Here is a 22,135-nt window from a genome sequence, read left to right on the forward strand (position 1 = left end):
CAGAAGCGCGGCAAAGCCGATTCAAGCGAAAAACAAGAAACCGTGAGAAATTTGGGGGCGTTGGTTGTGGAAGAGAAACAATTGAGCCGGGGGCTGAAAGCCCGGCATATCGAATTGATCGCGCTGGGAGGAACGATAGGCGTCGGCCTGTTCATGGGGTCCTCTAGCACGATACAGTGGGCGGGACCGTCGGTGCTGCTGGCGTACATGCTGGCGGGACTGGTCATGTTCCTTGTCATGCGAATCATGGGAGAGATGCTGATTGCCGAGCCGGTAACGGGGTCTTTCGCCACTTTCGCGCATAAATACATCCATCCGGTCGCGGGGTATTTGACGGCCTGGAGCTATTGGTTCCTGTGGGTAACGGTCGGCATGTCCGAAGTGACGGCGATCGGGATCTATTTCGGATACTGGTACCCGGACATCCCGCAATGGATTCCGGCGCTGGTCGGGGTCGGCATTATCGCGGCGGCCAATATGGCGGCGGTGAAATTCTACGGCGAGTTCGAGTTCTGGTTCGCCATGATCAAAGTCGTCGCGATCGTCGCCATGCTGATTCTGGGCACGGGCCTGATCTTTTTCGGATGGGGCAACGGCGGGGTTCCGATCGGGTTCGGCAATCTGTATCAGCACGGCGGATTTTTCGCGGGTGGGTTAAAAGGGTTCCTGTTCGCGCTCTGTATCGTCACCGCCGCGTACCAGGGGATCGAGATGATCGGCATCACGGCGGGCGAAGCGGAAAATCCGAAAGTGACGCTCAAGCGCGCGATCAAAAACATCGTCTGGCGCATTCTCGTGTTTTACGTCGGCGCGATCTTCGTGATCGTAACCATCTATCCGTGGAACGAAGTCGGCGTGACGGGCAGTCCGTTCGTGCTGACGTTCGCCAAAGTCGGCATCGTCGCGGCAGCGGGCATCATTAACTTCGTCGTGCTGACGGCGGCGATGTCCGGCTGCAACAGCGGCATTTACAGCGCGGGACGCATGCTGTTCACGCTGGCGGAGAACGGCCAGGCGCCGAAGTTTTTCGGCAAAATCTCCAAAAGCGGCGTGCCGCGCAACAGTATCATGACGACCATCGCTTTGCTGCTGATCGGCGTGCTGCTGAACTACCTGATGCCGGATTCCAAGCTGTTCCTGTACATCTACAGCGCCAGCATCCTGCCGGGCATGGTGCCGTGGTTCGCGATGGCGATCGGGCAGTTCCGGTTCCGGCGCGAACATGCGAGCGAGATGGCGGACCATCCGTTCAAATCGCTATTTTTCCCGGCGGCGAATTATTTCGTGATCGTGTTCCTGCTGCTGGTGCTCGTCGGCATGGTCATCAACACCGATACCCGTATCCCGCTCGGCGTGGGCGCGGCGTTTATCGCGATCATGTTCGCGGCGTACTATCTGTTCGGCATCGGCAAAAAAACGCCGAATACGCACGTGGGTTCTTCCGAGTAAGCATCGACAGACCGGATACGTGCAAAAAAACAAAAAAGCGGAACCGCGCGGCATCGCCGGTTCCGCTTTTTGTCGTCGAAAAAAGACCGAGAAAAAAGACCCAAAAGATGCGCTAAATCGAATCGGTGCGCGCCCTACCCGATATGCACCCGGTATTCGTCCCGCTCCCCGCTTGCGATCAGGATGCGCACCAACTGTTCGGCCATGTACGCGGAGCTGTATTTGAAGTCGCTGTTGACCCATTCGACGATCAGGCCGAACGAAGCGTGCGCCCGGTAACCGGCCAGCAGTTCGTCGTCGATATTTGCCGAAGGTCCGCAGGTGCTAAGGTCGCTCAGAAGCTGGCGCTTGAACAGATGGCAGATCCGGTCGCGGGAAAAAGCCGCTTTTTCCCGCCGGATCAAGCAAGTATAGAAATTCCGGTACCGCAGCACGTGATCGAAAATGCCGATCGCGGAAGCCGACATCTCGCGCACGGCCAAAATATCGCGATCGCGGTAAGGCTCCCGGAAAGCGGCGACCAGATCGTTTTCCACGTCCGATTCGATCTCGGACAGCAGGTCCGCCGTTTCGCGGTAATGCTTGTAAAAGGTGCCCCGGTTCAGTCCGGCGGAGGCGCTCAATTCGGTCACGGTGACGGCATCGAAGCTTTTTTGCAGCATCAAACGGAGCAGGGCGTCTTTGAAAGCCGCTTTGGATTGCAAGGTGCGGCGGTCCGGTTCAAAAAAGTTTTCCAACAGATCGTTCCTCCTTTGTCGATAAACGTCGCGTCGGTGAACAAACGGCTTTTCCGATGTCGCAGACAAGCCGGAACCCGCTGTTTTCAACGGTTGAAGCGCTTTTTTAGCCACATTATACTATAAATCGTTGAGAACGTTACCATTTCAACGACGCATATAAAATCGAGGAGGTCGAACGAATATGGGTAGACTGTCGGGAAAAGTGGCGATCATCACGGGGGCGGCCAGCGGCATGGGCTTGGCCGGCGCGCAGTTGTTCGCCAAAGAAGGCGCGAAAGTCGTGGCGACGGATATCGTGACCGAGGAATTGGAGCGCGAGGTTGGCAAGATCGAAGCGGCGGAAGGCGGCGAAGCGATCGCGCTGAAGCTGGACGTCGCAAGCCCGGAATCGTGGAAAACGGTCGTGGACGAGACGATCTCCCGTTACGGGCGCGTCGATGTCCTGGTCAATAACGCCGGCATCCATATGGCGAAAGGCATTCTGGAAGCGGAACTGGACGATTGGAACAAAGTGCTGGCGATCAACATGACAGGCGTATGGCTCGGCATGAAGCACGTCATTCCGCATATGCAGGCGCAAGGCGGCGGGTCGATCGTGAACACCTCTTCGATCGCGGGCATCATCGGCGGGTTCGCGGACGCGCAGGGAGCGGCTTACAGCGCGTCCAAAGGCGCGGTGCGCTCGCTGACGAAGCATACGGCGCAATGGTTCGGCCGGGAAAATATCCGCGTCAACTCGGTGCATCCGGGCGCGGTCTTCACCGGCATGGTTGAGAAAGCCGGCATCCCGTCCCAGCAGGCGATGGGCGAAAACTACACGTCGTACGCTCCGTTGCCTCCGCACGCCGGAGAAGCGATGGATATCGCCAACGCTTACCTGTACCTGGCATCGGACGAATCCAAATTCGTGACCGGCATCGAACTGGTCGTCGACGGAGGGTGGACGAGCAATTAGGGCGCGTACATGGCCCGAGTTTGCGTACATGCCCTAAATATAGTCGACAGCGCATCGCAATGAGCCTGAATCATACCATAAAGTTCTGATCAAATAACTGAAAAAACTGGGAAAAAGATCTTATTCACGTTTGTCGGAAATTGCCGATAAATAGGAAAAGATCTTTTTTCCGTAGAAAGGTGGTTTTCAAATGTTCAAATGGCTGCGCTTCAACAATATCCCGCTGCGTTTCAAAATGTTGTTTCCTTTGGCGCCTCCCCTGCTTGCTTTGGTTTTGTTGTCGGCTTTGTCGGTGAATCTCGTGTCGCAATTGTCGGACCGTCTGATCGAGCGTCTGTACAACGAAGCGCATCAAAGCGCGGCCTGGCTGCTGAACGCGGACCGCGATTTTTACCAGGCGTTGTCGGCTCAACAAAGCATGGACGGTGCATCCGGGCAGGCTTTGACCGACCTGAAAGCCGATTACGACGAAAACGTCGGCCAGACGGAAGAACGCGTGCTGAAAGCGGAAACGATTATGAAAGCGCACCCTGAACGTTTTGAAAGCTACACCCATCCCGACTCCGGCAAAACGGCGTTCCAGTTGTTCGACGACTTCAAAACCAAATTCGCGGCCTGGAAAACGGGCGGCACGGCGGAGCAGTTTGATGCGGCGCGGGAAGACATCAATCAGATCGAAGAAATTCTGGATGCTTACAGCACCGACGTGATCGCCGATAGCCAAGCTTACCAAGAGCAGCTTCAGCGCACCATCTGGATCGGTCTGGCGGCGGCGTTGCTGGTTTCCGCAGCGGTCGGCACGATCGTGATCCGCAACGTGCGCAAGCGTACGAATATCGCGGTCGGCCTGATTCGCAAAACAGCCGAGCTGGATCTGAAATACGACAATACGTACGAGCGCTTTTTGAACGAAAAAGACGAATTCGCGCTGTTGATCCGTTCGGAAGCGGCCGCGCGCAAAGCGTTCCGGGAAATCATCGAAGACGTGCAGCGCGAAAGCCGCGAGATCGAACACGTGATGGATGACGTGGCCGGTCGCATGGCGACGCTCGACGACAGCGTGCAGGACATCTCGGCGACGACGCAGCAATTGTCGGCGGGCATGGAGCAGACGTCTTCGTCGACTCGCGGCATGAGCGAGACGTCGTCCGAGATCGGCCGGGCGCTGGAGTCGATCGCGCTCAAAGCGCAGGAAGGCGCCCGCTCGTCGGAAAAACTCAGCACGCGGGCGACCGAACTGAAATCCACGTTCCAGCAGTCTTACCGCGACGGAACGGCTTCGTACGAGACGGTCAAAAGCAATCTGGAACAGGCGATGGAAGAATCGCGCGCGGTCGAACGGATCACGTTGCTGGCGGAGTCGATTCTCCAAATCACGGCGCAAACCAACCTGCTTTCGCTGAATGCGTCGATCGAAGCGGCGAGAGCGGGCGAAGCCGGGCGCGGCTTTGCGGTCGTCGCGGCCGAAATCCGCAAACTGGCCGAAGATTCCAAAGAAGCGGCCGACGAGATCCAGGAGGTGACCGGAGCGGTGCTTCGTTCGGTCGGCAGCCTGAAAAGCAACTCCGAAGATTTGCTGGACTTTTTCGCGAGCAGCGTGCAAAGCGATTACGCCCTGATGCTGCGCGCTTCGGAAGAATACGCCGCCGGAGCGGACGATACCGAAGCGTTGTCGACCGATCTGAGCGCGACGACGGAAGAACTGTTGGCTTCGATGGAAAGCCTGGTCAAAGCGACGGACGAGATCGCCATGTCCGCCAGCGAAGGCGCGAGCGGAACCGGCACGATCGCGGAAAAAGCGGGTCTGGCCGCCGAAAACGCGTCGGACGTGCTGGGCGGCGTGCAATCGTCCAAAGAAGGAATCGAAACGCTGGCGCGTTCGGTCGAAAAGTTCAAGCTGTAAAGCGCGAGTATACAAAAAAAGACCCCGTTTTCCGCGGTTACGCACGCGGAAAACGGGGTCTTTCGACGAAGCGGGGCAAGCGGCTAAAACCCGCGCAGCAGGTCCTGGAATCCTTCGGCCAATTGAGTCGAGAAGCCGTTCAGAATCAAAGCGATCGCTACCGTTTGAATCGCTACTGTCAAAGCCAGAAACAGCGAGACGCGTTCTTCGGCGATACGGAACATCCGAATCGCCGCGTATTGGGTCAGCACGAAAGCCAACAGCAACGTGGCGCCTACCAACAGCAGCGAAGCCGATGTCGACATGAACACCAGCACGGCGCTGACCAGGAACAAAGCGCCCGCGAAAAATTGAACGCCGCTCAAACGAATCCATCCTTCGCGCAGGCTTTGTTTGTCCTGGCCGCGCCAGTTGCCCAGCAGATAAGCGGCGGCCAGCAGCACCAGCACCGAGATAAGCGAAGCCATAAACATCGGGCCGACAATGATGATGCGATCGTTGAGCGAGCCGGACAACGAATCCAGATCGCCGTCGAAAAAGCCGGTGTCCGTAAATCCGTCGGTCAGGCCGTTGATCAGGTTGCGTTTGAACGCCCAAGCCCAGATCAGAAAACCGAGCAGCGGCGAAAGTAAACCGAAGATGCCCAGCAGAAGATCGCGATCGCCGCGCAAATGCAGAGCGGAAAGCGGGTTTTTCAGCAGTCCCAACAGCTTACCCGTATCCAACTTGCTCCATTCGCTTTTGGCGGCGTCCGCCAAACGGGAAGCGGTCGCCGATGCGGCTCCGGGTTGACCGGGCTGTCCGGCCTGTTCGTTGTGCCTCGCCTGATCGGCCGACTCTTCGCGCGAAGGCGGTGGAACCGGCACCGGGACATTCGAAGGCGGGGGAACAGATCCCGGAACGGTTGAAGACGCTTGAGCCGCAGACGGGATGTCGGGCTGTGCCGGGATAGACGGCGACGTTGGTTCCGGCGAAGCCTGCGGCGTGCCGGAACTGTTTTTTTCCAGCGATACCCCGCTACTGATCGGTTGCGGGGTACCCGCTTCTTTCGGTTCGAGCGGGCAGACATGGATTTCTCCCGCCTGGATTTCGGCCCCGCAGTTTGTGCAATAAGCCATGTTTGAATCCCTCCTGTACTCCGTTATAAAATCGCTTGACGCTTATGTATGGCGCATAGGCGCAAAATCCGCTTCCGCCAGGGAGTTGCGCTTGCGCCCCGGGAAGCTGTCGATTATTAGGGTAACATTTCCATTCGCGGCACGCTATGTATTTTTCAAAGCAAAACTCTAAAATAAAAAACGAAAACGTTATAAAGTATGTCATAATGAAAGTCGTGAAGACATAAAACGGCGATTTTTCGCTTATAATTTCGGCTTAACATGTCTATAAGTAAAAATAATAGCGAAATAATACGTCATATATGTTTCAATTTTATGATTAGTGTCGTATTATATGTTTACGCAAAAGAAGAAATCAGATGCGAAGGAATGCGACGATCTCTTCTTTTTGGGCGCAAGCAGGAAATCGGAGGGTAACCTTGATCGAATTAACGGCAAGACAATTGAAGATCGTGGATATCGTGAAAAAGCAGGCGCCGATCACCGGAGAGCAGATTGCGGAGAACCTGGGACTGTCCAGGCCGACGATCCGTTCGGATCTGTCGCTGCTGGTTATGCTGGAATACGTCGACGCCAAGCCGAAAGTCGGATATTTCCCCGGACGCAAAACAGCGGGCGGAAGCAACGGCAGTGATCGAATGCGCGAAGCGAAGGTACGGGATGTTCAGAATGTGCCGATTATTATCCGCGAAACGACGACCATTCAGGATGCAGTGGTGACACTCTTTTTACAGGATGTCGGCACGTTGATCATTTGCGACGGCGAAGGCAAGCTTGCCGGAGTCGCTTCACGCAAAGACTTTTTGAAAGTAACATTGGGCAATCCGGGTTCGGCTTCGATGCCCGTCAGCATGGTGATGACCCGTATTCCGAAGGTCATCACGACATCGCCCGACGAACCGGTATTGGAAGCCGCCCACAAGATGATTATGCACGAGGTAGACAGTTTGCCGGTGATCGATGCCGATCCCGAAGAAACGGGAGGCAAGCCGGCTATCGTGGGACGATTGACGAAGACGGCCATCGTTCAGCTTCTCCTCGACATCGAAACGACAGGATAACAGGGGGACACGCAGACGATGGAACAAGGCACGCCATTCATTACCATTTGCTCGGATTCGGTCGGCGATACGGCGGAAGCGGTCGTGCAAGCCATGATTCACCAATTCGAGCATCGGGAAGTTTCGATTAAGCGTTACGGCAATGTCCGGCATGAGGACGAGCTGCGCAAGCTGATGGAAGAAGCCGCCGAGCATAAAGGCTTCGTGGCCTACACGCTCGTTCAACCCGAACTGCGCGAGACGATACGGGAGGAAGCGGTGCGGTTGGATGTACGGGTCGTCGATATCATGGGCCCCATGATGCAGGCGTTTATCGACACGTTTAGCGGAGCGCCGCCAACGCGCAGGCCCGGCGTGCTGCGCAAGATGGACGAGAACTATTTCCGCCGCATGGAAGCGATCGAGTTCACCGTCGCCAGCGACGACGGCCGCGATCTGGGCGCGATGCTCAAAGCGGACATCGTTTTGATGGGCATTTCGCGCACGTCCAAAACGCCGCTGGGCATTTTTCTCGCCCACCGGGGCAAAAAGGTCGTCAATTATCCCGTCGTCCCGGAGATCGCGCCGCCGCAGCAATTGCTCAGCCTGCCGAAAGAACGTCTGGTCGGCTTGACGATCGCGCCGGAGGCGATGCTCAAGATCCGTTCCGAACGGCTTCGCTCCCTGGGGCTTCCCGTCGGTTCGCAGTATGACAGCTTGGAGCGGATCAAGGAAGAACTGGATTATGCCGAGACGCTGTATGCAAGGCTTGGCTGTCTGGTAGTGGATATCACGGATCGGGCGATCGAAGAGACGTCCAGCTTGATCTTGAACGGATTGTAACTTTAACGCGGATTGGTTCAAAAAGAGCCGACAAATCGAATGGAGGAATTGACCATGGAACGCGAATTGACCCTGGAGATTGTGCGAGTAACGGAGTTAGGTGCATTGGCAGCAGCGAAATGGATCGGCAGAGGGGACAAAAATGCGGCGGACGGTGCGGCCACGACTGCGATCCGCTCCATGTTCGATTCCGTATCGATTAACGGTACGGTTGTGATCGGAGAAGGCGAGATGGACGACGCTCCGATGCTGTACATCGGCGAAAAGGTCGGAACCAAAGAAGGCCCGGAAGTCGATGTAGCGGTCGATCCGCTCGAAGGAACCGAAGTCGTCGCGGCTGGTTTGCATAATGCCCAGGCCGTCATTGCGATCGCGGAAAAAGGCAGTCTGCTGCACGCGCCGGATATTTATATGGAAAAACTGGCCTGCGGCCCGGAACTCGCGGGCAAGCTGAGTCTGAACGATCCGGTCGAGCTGACTCTGCAAAAGGCTGCACATTACACAGGCCGTGCGCTTTCCGATCTGACTGTCATGGTGCTGGAGCGCGAGCGACACGAAGATTTGATCGCCCGTCTGCGCGGAGCGGGCGTACGCATCAAGTTGCTCGGTCACGGCGACGTGGCGGGCGCGATCGCGGCAGCGTTGCCGGACAGCGGCGTCGATCTGTACCTCGGTTCCGGCGGAGCGCCGGAAGGCGTGTTGGCTGCCGCTGCTATGCGCTGCCTCGGCGGCGATATGCAAGGACGCCTGCTGCCGGATGGCCCGTTCGAGAAGCAGCGCTGCATCTCGATGGGCATCGAAGATCCTTCCCGCGTGTTGACGCTGGAGGACATGGCAGGCACGGGCGACGTCCTGTTCGCAGCTACCGGCGTGACAAGCGGCGAATTCCTGGATGGCGTTCGCATGATCGGCAAAGACCGCGCTGAGACTCACTCCGTCATTATGCGCGCCAGCAGTCGTACTGTGCGCTATATTCGCAGCATGCACTATCTGCCGCTCAAGCAATTCCCGACAGGGCTTGCGGAAGTGCCGATGATCGGCAAAGTGGCATCGCTGTGATTTAAAACGTTCGAGTTGTGCATGTGGCTCACTCGATATTGCGTATTGCTAAAACGCAAAAATTTATCGCAATTTGGAGTCTTTGTTTTCGGTTTGTGTTCTATCTCTGTTTCCTTACTCGCTCCGCGATTCCGCGGGCGAGTCTTTTTATTTTAAAAAAGTTTCCGCTTAAGCATTTTTCAAACTACAGGTAAACATTAGCCTTTCCTTTCCCCATACTCGTCTCAACCCAGACAGGAAGCGGGATGATCTTACTCTTGCCCAAGGTCAACAAAGTTTGGCTGCTATCAGACTATTTCACAGGGCTTACAACGTTCCCCCGCGGCTATAATGTTTCTGTAGACCCACTGCAAACCGGCTTGTTATGATGGACAACGTTCAGGAAATAAAGGTTTTGGGGGCAGCGGAAATGGTTGACGTTTACGAAAAAATCAAAGAAGGCGAGCGTGGAGCCTGGGTCAGCATTATTGCGTATCTGATCTTGTCCGCGCTTAAGCTAACGGTCGGATATGTATTCCTGTCCAGCGCGCTTCAAGCGGACGGATTGAATAACTTGACGGATATCGTGGCCTCGATTGCGGTATTGATCGGGCTGCGCATTTCGCAAAAACCGCCGGATAAAGACCATGCCTACGGCCATTTTCGCGCGGAAACGGTAGCGGCGCTCGTGGCGTCCGTCATTATGGCTTTTGTGGGTCTCGAAGTCTTGGTCGGCGCGGCGCAATCGCTTGCGAGCGGCACCGAAGAAGCGCCGCAGGCCTGGGTAGCGGCGGTGGCCTTCGTGTGTGCGGTCGCGATGTACGGCGTCTATCGGTACAACCGCGACCTGTCGATCAAAACGGGCAGTCAGGCACTGATGGCTGCGGCCAAAGATAACCTGTCCGACTCCCTCGTCAGTATCGGCGCCGCCGTCGGCATTCTGGGTTCGCAGTTCGGCATGCCGTGGTTGGATGTGGTGACAGCGTTTATCGTAGGCTTAATCATTTGCAAAACAGCCTGGGATATTTTACGCGAATCGCTGCACCGTTTGACGGATGGATTTGACGAAAAAGAATTGACCGAAATTCGCGAAGCGATTGCGCAGGTGGAAGGCGTGGAAGAGGTTCGCGAACTGAAAGCCCGGGTTAACGGTAGTCAGACGGTATTGGACGTGACGATCGAAGTTCCGCGCGATTTGAGTATCGTGGAAGGCCATGACATCGCGGATCGGGTCGAGCATGAAATGAAAGAGAACCATTCCATTTATTTTGTCAGCGTCCACGTGGAACCGAAAGAATAAATATGTCTTTCGCATTGCGGTTGCCGCCTTCGATCTTCGGGTAAAAAGAAGCAGCAAACAATCCCCGATTTCGAAAAGGAGCACAGATGATGGAGAATCCGAAAGCGCTGATTTCCGGTGCGAGCATAGCAGGTCTGAGCACCGCGTTCTGGTTGGGAAAAGCAGGTTGGGATGTGACCGTAATCGAACGCGCAGAGGCTTTTCGCGACGGCGGGCAAAATATCGACGTACGCGGCGCAGCGCGGGAAGTGCTTCGTAAAATGGGGCTGGAAGATCAGGTTCGCGCCCAGACGACGACCGAAAAAGGCACCGCCTTCGTGAACGATCAAGGAGAGGTCGTCGGCGCTTTCCCGGTGGAAGGTTCCGACGGCTTGACGGCGGAGTTGGAAATTTTGCGCGACGAACTGGCGCGCATCGTGCTGGACGCGCTGCCGTCTGGCGTCGAGATCCGGTACGGCGAACGGATCGAAAGCGTGTCCGATCCGGGCGATTATGTGCAGGTCGCTTTGCGCTCGGGAGCGACGGAAACCTATGATCTGTTGATTATCGCGGAAGGCGTGCGATCCAAAACGCGCGAGATGGTTTTCGCGAACGAAGTGTCGCGGCGCGAGCTTCAGCTCAATATCGCTTACGGCACGATCGAGCGGAAGCCGGAAGACGACGATTGGTGGCGCTGGTACACCGCGACGGAAAAACGCCAAGTCTGCTTGCGTCCCGACAATCAGGGGACGATCCGCGCGATGCTCGCTTACGGCAGCGAGCGCAGCATCGCCGACCTGTCGACCGATCAGGCGCGCTCCGAACTGCGCGATATTTTCGCGGGCGCCGGATGGCAAACGGATCGCGTAATCGAAGGCTTTTCGACTTCGCAGGACGTGTATTTCGACTATCTGACCCAGATCAAGATGCCGGGCTGGTCGAAAAAAAGAGTCTGCGTCACCGGCGACGCGGCCTGGTGCGTGACGCCGCTAGGCGGAGGCGGATCGTCGCTCGCGCTGATCGGCGGATACGTGCTGGCGGCTTTCCTGTCGCAGTCTTCGCACGGATCTTCGACGCTAACGCAAAAAGCCGACAATCTCAATATCAGCGAAGCGCTGGAACGCTACGAAAAGTGGATGCGGCCGATCGTCGACGACGCGCAAAAGCTGCCGCCCGGCACGCCCGATCTGTTTTATCCGCAAACGAAAATGGGCGTTGGCACGATTCGGACCGTAATTCGCATCGCCAGCTTCGGGCCGCTGCGCAAAATCGCGTCCCGTATCGGGCATGTCGCGCGGACCCAGCAGCAGCTTCCGGAGATCCGGGTGGCCCAAACCGAAAGCTGAAGCATGTCCGATGTCCCGAGCATAGCCAAACGCAAAGCTGTCGGTATCGCTCGACGTATTGCCAACCCCAGTATGCCTGAAATCAAAACAAGACTTGGCGCCTCCGCCTTCAAGCGGAAAAGCCAAGTCTTTTTCGAATGCCGTTTATTGATTTACGAGTGCTCGACGGGTTGCGCGCCGGTCAGTTTGTCCGCGCGCTTTTGATCGCTACGTCCAACCCCAAGCACCAACAGGAAGCACAAGAACAATACGATAGAGGCCGAGACATATGGATAGTTGATGTTAACGTCGAACAACGCTCCGGCCACAATCGGCCCCGCGATATTGCCCAGACTGCTGTAGGCAGAGTTGAGTCCGGCCGCAAAGCCCTGCTGCTCGCCCGCGCGGCGGGAGATTTGCGTACCGATCGCCGGACGCAGGATGTCGATGGACAGGAAGACGATGAACGTTACCGTCACGATCATCCAATATTCGTGTACGAACAGCGTCATCAATACAAAGATCGCCGCTGCCGCCAGACAGATCGAGATCACTTTTTGCTCGCCGAAACGGTTCAGCAGCCAACCGAAGATCGTCGCTTGCACGACAGCCCCGGCGATGGAACCGAAAGTGATAATAATTGCGATATCCCGTGCCGTGAAGCCGAATTTGTGATCGACGAACAGTCCGAATACCGTCTCATAGTTAGCCAGGCCGAACGCGCTGACGAATACAATCACTAAACTGAGGAAATACGGCGTCCGGTACGAAGTCATAAGCTGCTTGAACAGACTGTCGCGCTTGCCGACGTTGGCTGCCGCGATCTCGGCACGCCGCTCGACGCTGAGCGACTCCGGTAAGACGAGCAAGGTGATCACGCCGGAGATCAAGGCCGCGATGCCGGCGGCGAAGAACGGTACGCGAATACCGAATTCGGCGAGAAAGCCGCCGATTCCGGGACCGATGATAAAGCCGGTCGTGATCGCCGCGTTGATAAAGCCCATGCCTTTGGCCCGTTCTTCGTTCGTTGTGATGTCCGCGGTATACGCCATAACGGCGGGCATGATCAGAGCGGCCCCGATGCCGCCCAAGATCCGCGACACGAACAGCAGCCACGGCGCGTCGGCGACGCCGAACAGAAATTCCGACACGGCGAAAATCGCCATGCCGACGATAATTACTTTTTTGCGTCCCAGACGGTCCGATACCCGGCCGCCGATCGGCGAACAGATCAATTGCGATACGGAAAAAGTAGCGGTCAGCAGACCAACGACGCTGCCGCCGATATGCAGCGTGTTCATATAGGTCGGCATGATCGGAACGACCAGCCCGATGCCGGTGAAGACAAGGAAAATATTGAACATAAGCAGCAAGAGCGCCGCCCGGTTGCGAAGCATCAAAGACATAAGGACATCCTCCAGGGTTCTTTCGTTATTCGTTTTTGTTTATTTTACATACTGAATGTTCGGTTTGTATTAACGCGTGAAGACGATGGCCCGGCATCTACCGGATTTCCGCTATGTCTCCGGCCTTGCCGCGATGCCGTGCAAAAATACTTCGATCGCCAAACGGTACGTCTGAAGCGCCTGCGTCAGATCGGCGCGTCGCGATACCTGGCTAAGCCCGATGACCAAAGCTTCCAGCACAAGAGCCAAACCTTGAATATCGTTCTCGCGAAACTCGCCGCTGTCGATCCCTTGCTGAATGAGCGTGCGGTTAAAAGACAGATGTTCGGAGACCATCTCGGCCAAGCGGTCTTCGACCTCGCATGTTTTGTCGTCGCCGATAAAAAATTCGTCGGCCGCTTTGGTTAACGGATGGTTCAGGTCTTCGCGTACCATCTGCTCCGCAAAGCCGTACATTTTTTCCGCGGCGGTCGTATACAGATGTTCTTTTTCCCGCCATTTGGCGATCCAATCCCGGTCCCACTCGTCCAGCAGATACAGGAACAGGCCTTCTTTGCTTTTGAAATGGTAATACAGATTGCCTTTGCTGCTGCCCGTCGCGGCCGTGATCTCTTCGATCGACGTCGCTTTATAGCCTTTTTGCACAAACAAATGGCGAGCCGCGTCCGCGATTTTTCTGCGAGTCTGCCCGCTTTGGATTTGTTTCTTATTCACATGTCATCACCCTGACTTCCTTATAAAAAGCCCCCACCCCGGAATATTTTCTACCTTTTCCCGGACAGGCGCTTGATTGTTTTCATTGCGAGAAACGTCGGTTCTATACTGAACGTTCGGTCAATATCTTATCAAATCCCGGCAGGAATCGCAATGATTAGAGTATTACGCGATACGAAACGAAGGGCACAGCCGGTTTGAGCTACATTGTCCGCATCGCTTATAATGAATAAAAATGCGTTTCTAAGTAGGTGAGTCTCGAAGCAATGAATATACAGGAAGAAATTTTAACGCGAATCCAAGAAAACGGTAGCGAAATCATAGTAACGGATACGAATATTTTATATGAAGAAAAAGGGAGGTTCAGGGTGCTGGGCTTCGCCAATGGCGACGTGCAGGGAGCGATGGATTTGGATGATCCGCAGCGGATCGTGCTTGAATATCCAAGGGCGATCATTCACCTGATGGAGCACAACGAACCTGGCTTTGAGCGGGCTTTTGTTATCGGGCACGGGATCGGAACGATAGCCGGATATTTTGCGCAGCATGATATAAGGACAGCCGAGATCAGCCAGGCGATTGCGTCGATTAGCCGGACTTATTTTGGCTACGCGGGACCGGAAGTGAACGTAGGCGATGGACGACAGTTGCTGAACCGGGAAACGGATGGATCGCTGGATTATATCGTGTTGGATGCTTTTACGGAAAAAGGAACGCCCTGGCATCTATTTACGCGGGAATTTTGGAGCCTGGCAGACCGGAAGCTGAACGAGCAAGGCGTGATTCTGCTGAACGTGTTCGGTCGGGGGCAAAGAGATTCTTTTGTCGACGCGATATGGGCGGGGCTGTCGGAAGCTTTTGCGTACACGCAAGGATTTGCGTTGCCGCCGGATGATCCGCGTGATACCGCCAATCGGATTCTGGTTGGAGGCAAACGCAGCGTTCAAGCCAAGCTTGGGCAGATGGTAGGATTCGAACGTTCAGAGCCAGAGTGCGGAACCGTGCTGGAAGACGAGATGTTCGGTTATCGGCAAGAATGAGGAGGTCTACATAATGAACCAACAACCTTGCATCACTACATTATATCTAACGCGTCACGGCCAAACGGAATGGAATTTGGAAGGCCGGCTGCAAGGACGCAAAGACTCGCCATTGACGGAAAAAGGAGAACGGCATGCAAGTTGGCTCGGCGAATCGCTTGCGGACGTGCCGCTCGACGCCATCTACAGCAGCTCAAGCCCCCGCGCGATGCGGACAGCAGAGATTTTGCGAGGGGAAAGGCCGATTCAGCTCCATGCGGCGGATGATCTGCAAGAAGTAGACATGGGGCATTGGGAAGGTCGCACCGGAAAAGAGATCGAAGCGGGATCGCCGGAGGAATATGAAGCATTTTGGAAGGAACCGCATCGGTACGAACCGACGAACGGCGGGGAGTCTTTTGTCCAGCTGGGAAACCGGGTCGTTCCGGCGATCGAGCGTATTTTGAACGAAAACCACGGGCGCAGCATTTTGGTGGTGACGCATGCGGCGGTGTTGAACTTGCTTATGACGGCATTTCACGGACAGGCGATCTCCGAAATGTGGAAGCCGCCGATTCTGGAATCGACTTGCCTGTGCAAAGTGGTGTACGGGCCGGGCGGGATGAATGTGGAACTGCATGGGGATATTTCGCATTATCGGGCGTAGGATACGACATAAACGATCAGGAGGACAAGCAATGCTGGAGCTGAACGATCCGGTCTGGAGTCGTCTAGTCACCGCTTACGGGGATGGAGAGGAAGCGGCGCAGCTACTGCGTCGTCTAAGTACGGATGCGGAAGATGCAGGGCTGAGGCAAGAGCTGTTCGAGTTATTGCTGCATCAGGACACGACCTACAGTGCTACGTTGGCGGCTATGCCGTATCTGGCTAAAATGGCCGAGCGGACCGAGGATATGGAGACTTTGGTCGATCTGTATATCTCTTGCGGTTGGATGGAGAGTGGCCGGGAGCAGGGTGCGGATCGTCTGGATATCCCGTCCTCGGGCGAGTTTCGCAGAGAGCGTCAGTTTCGGCTTTCGGATGAAGTCATTTCCAGAATTTCAGAAGGATATAGAGATGCACTGGAGCGGCTAAGTCGGCTGTAGGAACGAGCTGTAGGAACGAGCTGTAGGACCGGGCTTGGAGAAGAAGGATCTGATTGACAGCACCGATTCAGAGTCGGCCGATAATCCAGAAGCAGACGAGAATCCCGAAGCGATCTATCTGCTGGCGGCGCATGCGGCTTATGCCGGAGAGATCGCGGTGGCGCGGCTGTTATTCAATTTTCTGGAAGGTGATGAATATTGCGGAGCTTGCCCGAATTGCGAGACGGATTGGTATGTATGGCCGCAGGAAGGTGAGGGGACGACGGGAGAGCTGGTTGTATATACGGAAGATCCTGTGTCGGCAAAGAAGGAAGGACACGCCGTTTGCCCGGAATGCGGGGTTCAGGTAGCGGTTTGGGAAGCTTTGACAAGTTGAACGGAGGAGAGATCTATTCAGACGGATAAAAAGGTTTTGAGCAAGAAAAAATGGGCTGCGGCTGCATTGGTGCTTTACGTTTTTCCATACGCGTCGTTGTTCATGGAAGTACATTATCGGGGGATGCTGCTTTTAGGCGGTCTGTTGATCGTTGGGATCACGGTCTTGTTGGCTATCACAGCCCGAATTTACGGTTCGATCTATCTGGTGCTGATCGGCAATGTGATCTCGGCTTTTCTTTCTTATCGTTTTATTCAGAATTGGGCGGGAACGACGGGCAAGGCCGACTTTTTCGAGCCGCTGTCTACCCTTCAGGCTCTCTTTTTGTACACGGGCATTTTGTTGATTGCACAAGCTGTTGCATTGATCGTTATCGAAAGTCTGCGTCGGCGTAAAAGTCGAGGGGAGAAGGCTTTCCACACCGAAGCTTAAAATGTGAAAAAAAGAATATAGCCTTATAAACAAGCGAAAAACCTCTCAACCATCACAAAAGCGATGATCGAGAGGTTTTTGCATACAGTCGACTCGTTATTATTTAATTTCTTTCGTGCTGATCAACGTGTGCGTCTTCAACTGGCCGTCGATCACGCTCAGCTTATAAACGGAATTGAAGCTTTTGGCTGTGGCTTCTTCATCTTTATTAAAAATGATATAGGATTCGCGGGTATTCACGGTGTACGTCGAATCCCCGTTGTCTTCGAATCCGGTTACGCTAGCATCCTCGAAGCTTTCGGTAATGCCTTTGCTGTCCAGATACTCGATATAATCGGCGGACTCCTGAGCTGCGGGTCCGGCGGGGTCCATCAGATTCGCCACCTGGGCAAATTCCCGGCCGTTAATCGCTGTGACGGAAGAGCTGAGATAACTCAGCATAAAGGCTTGGATGTCATCCTGCGCAAAGGCTACGGAGCCGGAAGCAGACGCTTGCATCTTATCATTGCCCGATGCTATGGTGCTATTCGTGATGCTTGGTGAATCGACGGCGATGCTTTTGGATAAGGCGGCACGTTCCGTATCGAATTCGGGATTTAACCGCTCGATATTGGTGTCCGTATCCGGGATATACCCCCAAGCGTAATTGCTGATCCACCAGCCGTTCTTCTCCGTATTTTGTGCGATGGCGAGCTGATGTACTTCTTGCGTCACCCGTTCCGGATTATCGGAGTCGGAGAATTCGTAAGCGACATTCACGTTCAAATCGCTCTGATCAAATCGGATGTTCACAGGATTCACGATGATTTTTTTTAACGCGTATCGGGTATCCGATTGATTATCCAGGCTCCATGTCAGGTAATCGCCGAACCCTCCGTTTGGATCAAAGCCTGTAAGCATCTTGCGATCTCCCGTATTGGTTGCTTTTACCCAATCATTCATGGTGGAGTAGGCTAGATCAGCGACTTTTTCGGCTGCTTCTTGTCGGATCAACTCGCTTAATACGTATTCCGGGTGCTCGGTTACGTCAATCGTGGTTTCTCCACTCAGATCGACCCCATACACATTCGCTGCGATTTTCAAATCCAACTGTTGGGGAACGGGTCGGAAAGTTACATATTCGCCTGGCGTTCCTGTAATCGGATTGCCATTCAACGTTACCGTAGCTTCAAAAGCCGGAAATTCCAAAGCCACTTTGTTCATCATCGAAGCTTCGAACAAGATCATATTCGGTTCTGCATACTCGAAAGCCTGAAAATTGCCTTCGAAAGGCTGACTGCCGTATTCACTGGTGAGCGCTCCGCTGTAGTCGTAAATGCCCGGCCACATATTCTCGATCGCCGCCTGTTCGTTTCCGTGTAGCTCGCCGACTTGAAGAGAAGTATCGACGTCGGATGTTGGATCGGTGCTTACGGCTGTCAAAGATACCGGCGCTATGCGTACGCTCCACTTGCTGCCGCGCCAAGAACGATCTTCGACAAAAGTCATTACCGAAGCAGGCAAATCAGCATTAGGTCCTTCAAGTTCTTTTCTGAGTTGATCGCTAAAGGTTTCCTTATCCGATTGTGCAGGAGCCTCGACACTCGCCAGCTCGATTGCGTTCAGAATGCTTTGCTTGTAAAAAGTTCGTGTGTCTTCCGCTTCAAGAGAGGTCTGAAAGGCTTGCATCCGGTCCTGGCCCAGCAGAGGCGATTCCGGATCGGACAAATAACCGGCGAACGCTGCGGAATCCTTGCTGTCGATTGCCGCATTCAGCTTTTCCGCCAAAGAATCCGGGCTAGAAGGTCCGTACGTCATGCGTAGCATCAAAAACGTGGCAACAAGCAACACCGCCACCCCGGCGATTGTGCCTGCCCATAATTTGGTCTTTTTGGACATCGAAACTTTCGGCTTGCTCGTTGATGCCGGAGCAGCTTCGCTGCCGCGTTGAATCGGTGGCACCGTCCGAACTTGCGAAGCCGCTGCTGGAGCAACTTCAAGCGGTGCCCCGCATTTTTCGCAGAACTTCCAGCCCGTCTGAGCCAGACTTCCGCATTTCGCGCAATACATCGATTACATTCATCCTTTCTGCACTCATCCTGATTAGCCCACGCATATGTATAAAACTCGACGGATTAATTTGCCTTTTTATCTGTTTTCAGGCATATATTATCATATCATCAACTTACACAAATGAATACGTTAACCTATTGTGTTTTCCAAGCGTTCTATACATAAGCCGTGCTCGCCCAAGAGCCACAGAGAGGAGCTTTATCATATGGGAAAATATCCGTGGAGTGTATTAATCGTTATCGTTTACGCTTTGCCGTTCGTTTATTTCGGTATGCAGCAGGACTATGGGCATCAATCGCCGATCGGCTACGTCGCGATGGTTGCGGTTATGGGCCTGCTGGCTTTTGCGAGCATGAAGCTGGGTTCCGTTTATGCGCTGCTGATCGGCAATATCGCTTCGTTCGCCGTATCTTTTTATTTTGTGGGAAAAATGCAGGGAGACACGCTGGACGCGTTTTTCAAACCGTTATCCGCCGAGCAGACCCTGATTTTTGTAAGTGTTCTGATGCTGGTTCTTCAAGCCGTCGTAGCGGGAATCACGTACTGGATTATACTTAGAAAAAAACGCTCGATGAATCCTTACCGTTCGGCTTCGTAATCATTCACATCCATAAGTCGTGCTATAGTGATTCCAGCGATCAAGTCGAAGGAGGAACAGGTAGATGTTGGCATTGAACGATCCGGCATGGAGCAAACTGACGACAGCTTACGGAACCGGGGAAGAAGCGGCGGAATTGCTGCTGCGGTTGCAACCGGACGCGGCGGATAGCGAACTGAGGCAGGAACTGATCGAGCTGCTGCTGCATCAAAACACGATTTACACCGCTACGCTGGCCGCCATGCCTTATTTGGCGAATATGGCCGAGTATACGCAAGGCCAAAAGGCGCTGGTCGACCTGTACATCATGTGCGGGCTGATGCACGCAAGCCGCGAAGGAGCGGACGGCGAAGATGTAGAGCACTCCCGAGAGTTCGGGCGGGATCGCCAGCAGAAGTTGGAAGATGACGCGGTACGGCGTATCGCGGACGGGTACCGCGACGGTATCGCGCGGCTGTCCGCGCTGCATGAACGCGCGGCGCGGCCGATCTCGGACGCGGCGCTTGCGGGATCGGACGAAGATCCCGAGAGCGTCTACTTGCTCGCCGCGCAAACGATGTATGCCGGACGAAGCCATGTCGGCCGACTGTTGTTCGAGTTTCCGGAAGGCGACGAATATGCCGGAGCGTGTCCGTTTTGCGCGGCCGATTGGTACGTCTGGCCGAGCGAAGCGGCCGATACGAAGCCGGGCGCCAAAACGGTTTACGTGAACGAACCGGTAACGCACGGAACGGAGAACCAGCCTTCGGCGGAAGTCCGTCCGTGCAAGCCGGACGATCTGCGCCCCGAACTGCGGGCATTGGAGCAGGAAGCTCTCCGGCTCGGCGCAAACCGTTTGGCGGCGGCGATCCCGTCGCTCGACGGACGGGCTTCTTGTCCGGCATGCGGACAGGAAGCTTCGGTGTGGGACGTGTTGACGGCGTGGCGAGGCGAATAAGCGCGATTTCTTGCGGAACCGCTCCGATAACAACCAGCGAAAAAGACCCACGAACAGACTAACGAAAAGACCTCGTTTTCCGGCTTGCGGCGGAAAACGAGGTCTTTTGGTTTTTGTCGGCGCGACGTGCTCAGTTTTTAAAACTATGGATCGGAGCCGGAACGCGCCCGCCGCGATTGATAAACGGCGCGCAATCGAACCGGTTGACCGGCATCACGGGAGCGTAGCCGAGCAGGCCGCCGAATTCCGCGATCTCGCCTACGCCTTTGCCGATAACCGGGATCAGGCGGACGGCGGTCGTTTTGTTATTGACCATGCCGATTGCCGCTTCGTCCGCGATAATGCCTGCGATCGTCGACGCGCTGGTGTCGCCCGGGATCGCGATCATATCAAGACCGACGGAGCAGACGCACGTCATCGCTTCCAGCTTCTCCAGCGTCAGCGCGCCGCGCTGCACCGCTTCGATCATCGCCTGGTCTTCGCTGACCGGGATAAACGCGCCGCTCAAACCGCCGACGTAAGACGAAGCCATGACGCCGCCTTTTTTCACGTTGTCGTTGAGGATCGCCAGCGCCGCCGTCGTGCCCGGCGCACCCGCTTCTTCCAGACCCATCACGCGGAAGATTTCCGCGATGGAGTCGCCGACCGCGGGCGTCGGAGCGAGCGACAGGTCGATGCTGCCGAACGGAACGCCGAGTCGCTTCGCCGCTTCCTGCGCGACCAGTTGACCCGCTCGCGTGACTTTGAACGCCGTGCGCTTGATCGTTTCGCACAGCGTTTCGAAATCGACGTCTTTGACGTCTTCAAGCGCTCTTTTCACGACGCCGGGACCGCTGACGCCGACGTTGATCTCGCATTCCGGCTCGCCCGGCCCGTGGAACGCGCCCGCCATGAACGGGTTGTCTTCGACCGCGTTGCAGAACACGACCAGCTTGGAACAGCCCAGCGAATCGCGGTCGGCGGTCAGCTCGGCTGTTTGCCGGATGATCTCTCCCATCTTTTTTACCGCGTCCATATTGATGCCGCTGCGCGACGAGCCGATATTCACCGACGAGCAGACACGTTCGGTCACCGCCAATGCTTCCGGGATGCTGTCGATGAGGATGCGGTCGCTGTTGGTGTAGCCTTTTTGCACGAGCGCCGAAAATCCGCCGAGGAAGTTGACGCCGACTTCGCGCGCCGCGCGGTCAAGCGTCTCCGCGACGCTGACGTAGCTGGTCGCTTCCGTCGGTCCCGCCGCGATGGCGATCGGGGTGACGGAGATACGCTTGTTGATGATCGGAATGCCGAACTGACGCTCCAGATCCTCGCCCGTTTTGACCAAATGCTCGGCCAAACGGGTGATTTTATCGTATACCTTTTGATTGAATGTTTTCAGATCCGGGTGTCCGCAATCCATCAGACTGATGCCCATGGTGATCGTGCGCACGTCGAGCTTCATTTCGGAAATCATGGTGTTCGTTTCTTGGACTTCGAATTTCGAGATCATGGGTTAAGCCTCCTTTCTAAATCCGGTGCATGCTGTTGAAAATGTCTTCGTGCTGAAGCTTGATTTCGACGCCGATCGTCAGGCCCAGGTCGTGCAGGTCGGTAATCAGATTTTCGAACGCTTTGGCCGGGCTGGAAATGTCCACGATCATCATCATGTTGAAATAGTCCTGCACGATCGTTTGCGAGATATCGAGAATGTTGACGTTTTGCTCCGCGAGGTAGGTGCAGACTTTGGCTATAATGCCCACCTGGTCTTTGCCGAGTACGGTAATGATGCCTTTCACAGCGAAATCCCCCTTGTTTATATGCGCTGG

At 55.2% G+C, this 22,135-nt stretch carries 22 protein-coding genes; 15 read left to right on the top strand and 7 right to left on the bottom strand.

The window, feature by feature from the left end; genetic code table 11:
- The first annotated feature begins 66 nt into the window (after nucleotides 1-66).
- Nucleotides 67-1,449, top strand: a complete 1,383-nt coding sequence (locus WKI47_RS06370) for an amino acid permease (protein ID WP_340226337.1) — start codon at nucleotides 67-69, stop codon at nucleotides 1,447-1,449.
- A 134-nt stretch (nucleotides 1,450-1,583) separates the two neighbouring features.
- Here the strand turns inward: WKI47_RS06370 and WKI47_RS06375 are convergent, their stop codons facing one another.
- The gene (locus tag WKI47_RS06375) at nucleotides 1,584-2,186 is read right to left on the bottom strand and encodes a TetR/AcrR family transcriptional regulator (RefSeq protein WP_340226338.1); all 603 of its coding nucleotides are present in this window, start codon (nucleotides 2,184-2,186) and stop codon (nucleotides 1,584-1,586) included.
- A gap of 184 nt (nucleotides 2,187-2,370) precedes the next feature.
- Between WKI47_RS06375 and WKI47_RS06380 the strand changes: the two genes are divergently transcribed.
- Together WKI47_RS06380 and WKI47_RS06385 are read left to right on the top strand one after the other, a co-directional pair.
- Nucleotides 2,371-3,144: a glucose 1-dehydrogenase gene (locus WKI47_RS06380; protein ID WP_340226339.1), complete on the top strand. Its 774-nt coding sequence runs from the start codon at nucleotides 2,371-2,373 to the stop codon at nucleotides 3,142-3,144.
- A gap of 190 nt (nucleotides 3,145-3,334) precedes the next feature.
- Nucleotides 3,335-5,047 carry a methyl-accepting chemotaxis protein gene (locus WKI47_RS06385; protein WP_340226340.1) on the top strand — a complete coding sequence of 571 codons (1,713 nt, stop codon included), beginning with the start codon at nucleotides 3,335-3,337 and terminating at the stop codon, nucleotides 5,045-5,047.
- Between the two features lie 83 nt (nucleotides 5,048-5,130).
- On the opposite strand, the gene WKI47_RS06390 is transcribed toward WKI47_RS06385, so the two are convergent.
- Nucleotides 5,131-6,165 carry a hypothetical protein gene (locus WKI47_RS06390; RefSeq protein ID WP_340226341.1) on the bottom strand — a complete coding sequence of 345 codons (1,035 nt, stop codon included), beginning with the start codon at nucleotides 6,163-6,165 and terminating at the stop codon, nucleotides 5,131-5,133.
- 419 nt (nucleotides 6,166-6,584) lie between these two features.
- Between WKI47_RS06390 and WKI47_RS06395 the strand changes: the two genes are divergently transcribed.
- The 5 genes from WKI47_RS06395 (at nucleotide 6,585) to WKI47_RS06415 (ending at nucleotide 11,711) form a co-directional block, all read left to right on the top strand.
- Nucleotides 6,585-7,226: a helix-turn-helix transcriptional regulator gene (locus tag WKI47_RS06395; RefSeq protein ID WP_340226342.1), complete on the top strand. Its 642-nt coding sequence runs from the start codon at nucleotides 6,585-6,587 to the stop codon at nucleotides 7,224-7,226.
- A gap of 18 nt (nucleotides 7,227-7,244) precedes the next feature.
- A complete protein-coding gene (locus WKI47_RS06400) occupies nucleotides 7,245-8,048 on the top strand; it encodes a pyruvate, water dikinase regulatory protein (RefSeq protein WP_340226343.1) in 804 nt (267 codons plus the stop codon).
- A 54-nt stretch (nucleotides 8,049-8,102) separates the two neighbouring features.
- Nucleotides 8,103-9,107, top strand: coding sequence for a class II fructose-bisphosphatase (glpX, locus tag WKI47_RS06405; protein ID WP_340226344.1), 1,005 nt, complete (start codon nucleotides 8,103-8,105; stop codon nucleotides 9,105-9,107).
- Nucleotides 9,108-9,516: 409 nt separating this feature from the next.
- Nucleotides 9,517-10,386 (top strand): cation diffusion facilitator family transporter, encoded by an 870-nt coding sequence (locus tag WKI47_RS06410; protein WP_340226345.1) that lies wholly within the window; start codon nucleotides 9,517-9,519, stop codon nucleotides 10,384-10,386.
- Between the two features lie 89 nt (nucleotides 10,387-10,475).
- Nucleotides 10,476-11,711 carry an FAD-dependent monooxygenase gene (locus WKI47_RS06415; RefSeq protein WP_340226346.1) on the top strand — a complete coding sequence of 412 codons (1,236 nt, stop codon included), beginning with the start codon at nucleotides 10,476-10,478 and terminating at the stop codon, nucleotides 11,709-11,711.
- 152 nt (nucleotides 11,712-11,863) lie between these two features.
- Here WKI47_RS06415 and WKI47_RS06420 read toward each other — a convergent pair whose 3' ends face one another.
- Both WKI47_RS06420 and WKI47_RS06425 read right to left on the bottom strand, forming a co-directional pair.
- On the bottom strand, nucleotides 11,864-13,096 hold the full coding sequence (locus WKI47_RS06420; protein WP_340226347.1) for an MFS transporter: 1,233 nt from the start codon (nucleotides 13,094-13,096) through the stop codon (nucleotides 11,864-11,866).
- Between the two features lie 111 nt (nucleotides 13,097-13,207).
- Nucleotides 13,208-13,810 carry a TetR/AcrR family transcriptional regulator gene (locus WKI47_RS06425; protein WP_340226348.1) on the bottom strand — a complete coding sequence of 201 codons (603 nt, stop codon included), beginning with the start codon at nucleotides 13,808-13,810 and terminating at the stop codon, nucleotides 13,208-13,210.
- A 266-nt stretch (nucleotides 13,811-14,076) separates the two neighbouring features.
- On the opposite strand from WKI47_RS06425, the gene WKI47_RS06430 reads away from it, so the two are divergent.
- The 5 genes from WKI47_RS06430 to WKI47_RS06450 are packed head-to-tail and all read left to right on the top strand — an operon-like array spanning nucleotide 14,077 to nucleotide 16,743.
- Nucleotides 14,077-14,850 (top strand): fused MFS/spermidine synthase, encoded by a 774-nt coding sequence (locus tag WKI47_RS06430; protein ID WP_340226349.1) that lies wholly within the window; start codon nucleotides 14,077-14,079, stop codon nucleotides 14,848-14,850.
- A gap of 13 nt (nucleotides 14,851-14,863) precedes the next feature.
- Nucleotides 14,864-15,496 (top strand): histidine phosphatase family protein, encoded by a 633-nt coding sequence (locus WKI47_RS06435; RefSeq protein ID WP_340226350.1) that lies wholly within the window; start codon nucleotides 14,864-14,866, stop codon nucleotides 15,494-15,496.
- Between the two features lie 31 nt (nucleotides 15,497-15,527).
- The gene (locus tag WKI47_RS06440) at nucleotides 15,528-15,935 is read left to right on the top strand and encodes a hypothetical protein (RefSeq protein ID WP_340226351.1); all 408 of its coding nucleotides are present in this window, start codon (nucleotides 15,528-15,530) and stop codon (nucleotides 15,933-15,935) included.
- 34 nt (nucleotides 15,936-15,969) lie between these two features.
- Nucleotides 15,970-16,311, top strand: a complete 342-nt coding sequence (locus WKI47_RS06445) for a hypothetical protein (RefSeq protein WP_340226352.1) — start codon at nucleotides 15,970-15,972, stop codon at nucleotides 16,309-16,311.
- Between the two features lie 36 nt (nucleotides 16,312-16,347).
- Complete coding sequence (locus WKI47_RS06450) at nucleotides 16,348-16,743, top strand: hypothetical protein (RefSeq protein ID WP_340226353.1); 396 nt, start codon at nucleotides 16,348-16,350, stop codon at nucleotides 16,741-16,743.
- 99 nt (nucleotides 16,744-16,842) lie between these two features.
- On the opposite strand, the gene WKI47_RS06455 is transcribed toward WKI47_RS06450, so the two are convergent.
- On the bottom strand, nucleotides 16,843-18,792 hold the full coding sequence (locus tag WKI47_RS06455) for a TcaA NTF2-like domain-containing protein (protein WP_340226354.1): 1,950 nt from the start codon (nucleotides 18,790-18,792) through the stop codon (nucleotides 16,843-16,845).
- A gap of 208 nt (nucleotides 18,793-19,000) precedes the next feature.
- On the opposite strand from WKI47_RS06455, the gene WKI47_RS06460 reads away from it, so the two are divergent.
- Nucleotides 19,001-19,393, top strand: a complete 393-nt coding sequence (locus tag WKI47_RS06460; protein ID WP_340226355.1) for a hypothetical protein — start codon at nucleotides 19,001-19,003, stop codon at nucleotides 19,391-19,393.
- Between the two features lie 64 nt (nucleotides 19,394-19,457).
- Entirely contained in the window at nucleotides 19,458-20,330 is an 873-nt protein-coding gene (locus tag WKI47_RS06465) for a hypothetical protein (RefSeq protein ID WP_340226356.1), read from the top strand.
- 130 nt (nucleotides 20,331-20,460) lie between these two features.
- Here the strand turns inward: WKI47_RS06465 and WKI47_RS06470 are convergent, their stop codons facing one another.
- The gene (locus WKI47_RS06470) at nucleotides 20,461-21,819 is read right to left on the bottom strand and encodes a PFL family protein (RefSeq protein ID WP_425355439.1); all 1,359 of its coding nucleotides are present in this window, start codon (nucleotides 21,817-21,819) and stop codon (nucleotides 20,461-20,463) included.
- A 16-nt stretch (nucleotides 21,820-21,835) separates the two neighbouring features.
- On the bottom strand, nucleotides 21,836-22,105 hold the full coding sequence (locus WKI47_RS06475) for an ACT domain-containing protein (RefSeq protein WP_340226357.1): 270 nt from the start codon (nucleotides 22,103-22,105) through the stop codon (nucleotides 21,836-21,838).
- Nucleotides 22,106-22,135: the final 30 nt, after the last annotated feature.

The sequence above is a fragment of the Saccharibacillus sacchari genome (assembly GCF_037722395.1).
Lineage (GTDB): Bacteria > Bacillota > Bacilli > Paenibacillales > Paenibacillaceae > Saccharibacillus > Saccharibacillus sacchari_A.

Excerpts from the sequence above, each read along its gene's own strand:
- WKI47_RS06380 (WP_340226339.1), top strand. The coding sequence starts at position 2,371 with ATGGGTAGACTGTCGGGAAAAGTGGCGATCATCACGGGGGCGGCCAGC.
- WKI47_RS06385 (WP_340226340.1), top strand. The coding sequence starts at position 3,335 with ATGTTCAAATGGCTGCGCTTCAACAATATCCCGCTGCGTTTCAAAATG.
- WKI47_RS06390 (WP_340226341.1), bottom strand. The coding sequence starts at position 6,165 with ATGGCTTATTGCACAAACTGCGGGGCCGAAATCCAGGCGGGAGAAATC.
- WKI47_RS06400 (WP_340226343.1), top strand. The coding sequence starts at position 7,245 with ATGGAACAAGGCACGCCATTCATTACCATTTGCTCGGATTCGGTCGGC.
- glpX (WP_340226344.1), top strand. The coding sequence starts at position 8,103 with ATGGAACGCGAATTGACCCTGGAGATTGTGCGAGTAACGGAGTTAGGT.
- WKI47_RS06410 (WP_340226345.1), top strand. The coding sequence starts at position 9,517 with ATGGTTGACGTTTACGAAAAAATCAAAGAAGGCGAGCGTGGAGCCTGG.
- WKI47_RS06415 (WP_340226346.1), top strand. The coding sequence starts at position 10,476 with ATGGAGAATCCGAAAGCGCTGATTTCCGGTGCGAGCATAGCAGGTCTG.
- WKI47_RS06420 (WP_340226347.1), bottom strand. The coding sequence starts at position 13,096 with ATGTCTTTGATGCTTCGCAACCGGGCGGCGCTCTTGCTGCTTATGTTC.
- WKI47_RS06430 (WP_340226349.1), top strand. The coding sequence starts at position 14,077 with ATGAATATACAGGAAGAAATTTTAACGCGAATCCAAGAAAACGGTAGC.
- WKI47_RS06435 (WP_340226350.1), top strand. The coding sequence starts at position 14,864 with ATGAACCAACAACCTTGCATCACTACATTATATCTAACGCGTCACGGC.
- WKI47_RS06440 (WP_340226351.1), top strand. The coding sequence starts at position 15,528 with ATGCTGGAGCTGAACGATCCGGTCTGGAGTCGTCTAGTCACCGCTTAC.
- WKI47_RS06455 (WP_340226354.1), bottom strand. The coding sequence starts at position 18,792 with ATGTATTGCGCGAAATGCGGAAGTCTGGCTCAGACGGGCTGGAAGTTC.
- WKI47_RS06460 (WP_340226355.1), top strand. The coding sequence starts at position 19,001 with ATGGGAAAATATCCGTGGAGTGTATTAATCGTTATCGTTTACGCTTTG.
- WKI47_RS06465 (WP_340226356.1), top strand. The coding sequence starts at position 19,458 with ATGTTGGCATTGAACGATCCGGCATGGAGCAAACTGACGACAGCTTAC.
- WKI47_RS06470 (WP_425355439.1), bottom strand. The coding sequence starts at position 21,819 with ATGATCTCGAAATTCGAAGTCCAAGAAACGAACACCATGATTTCCGAA.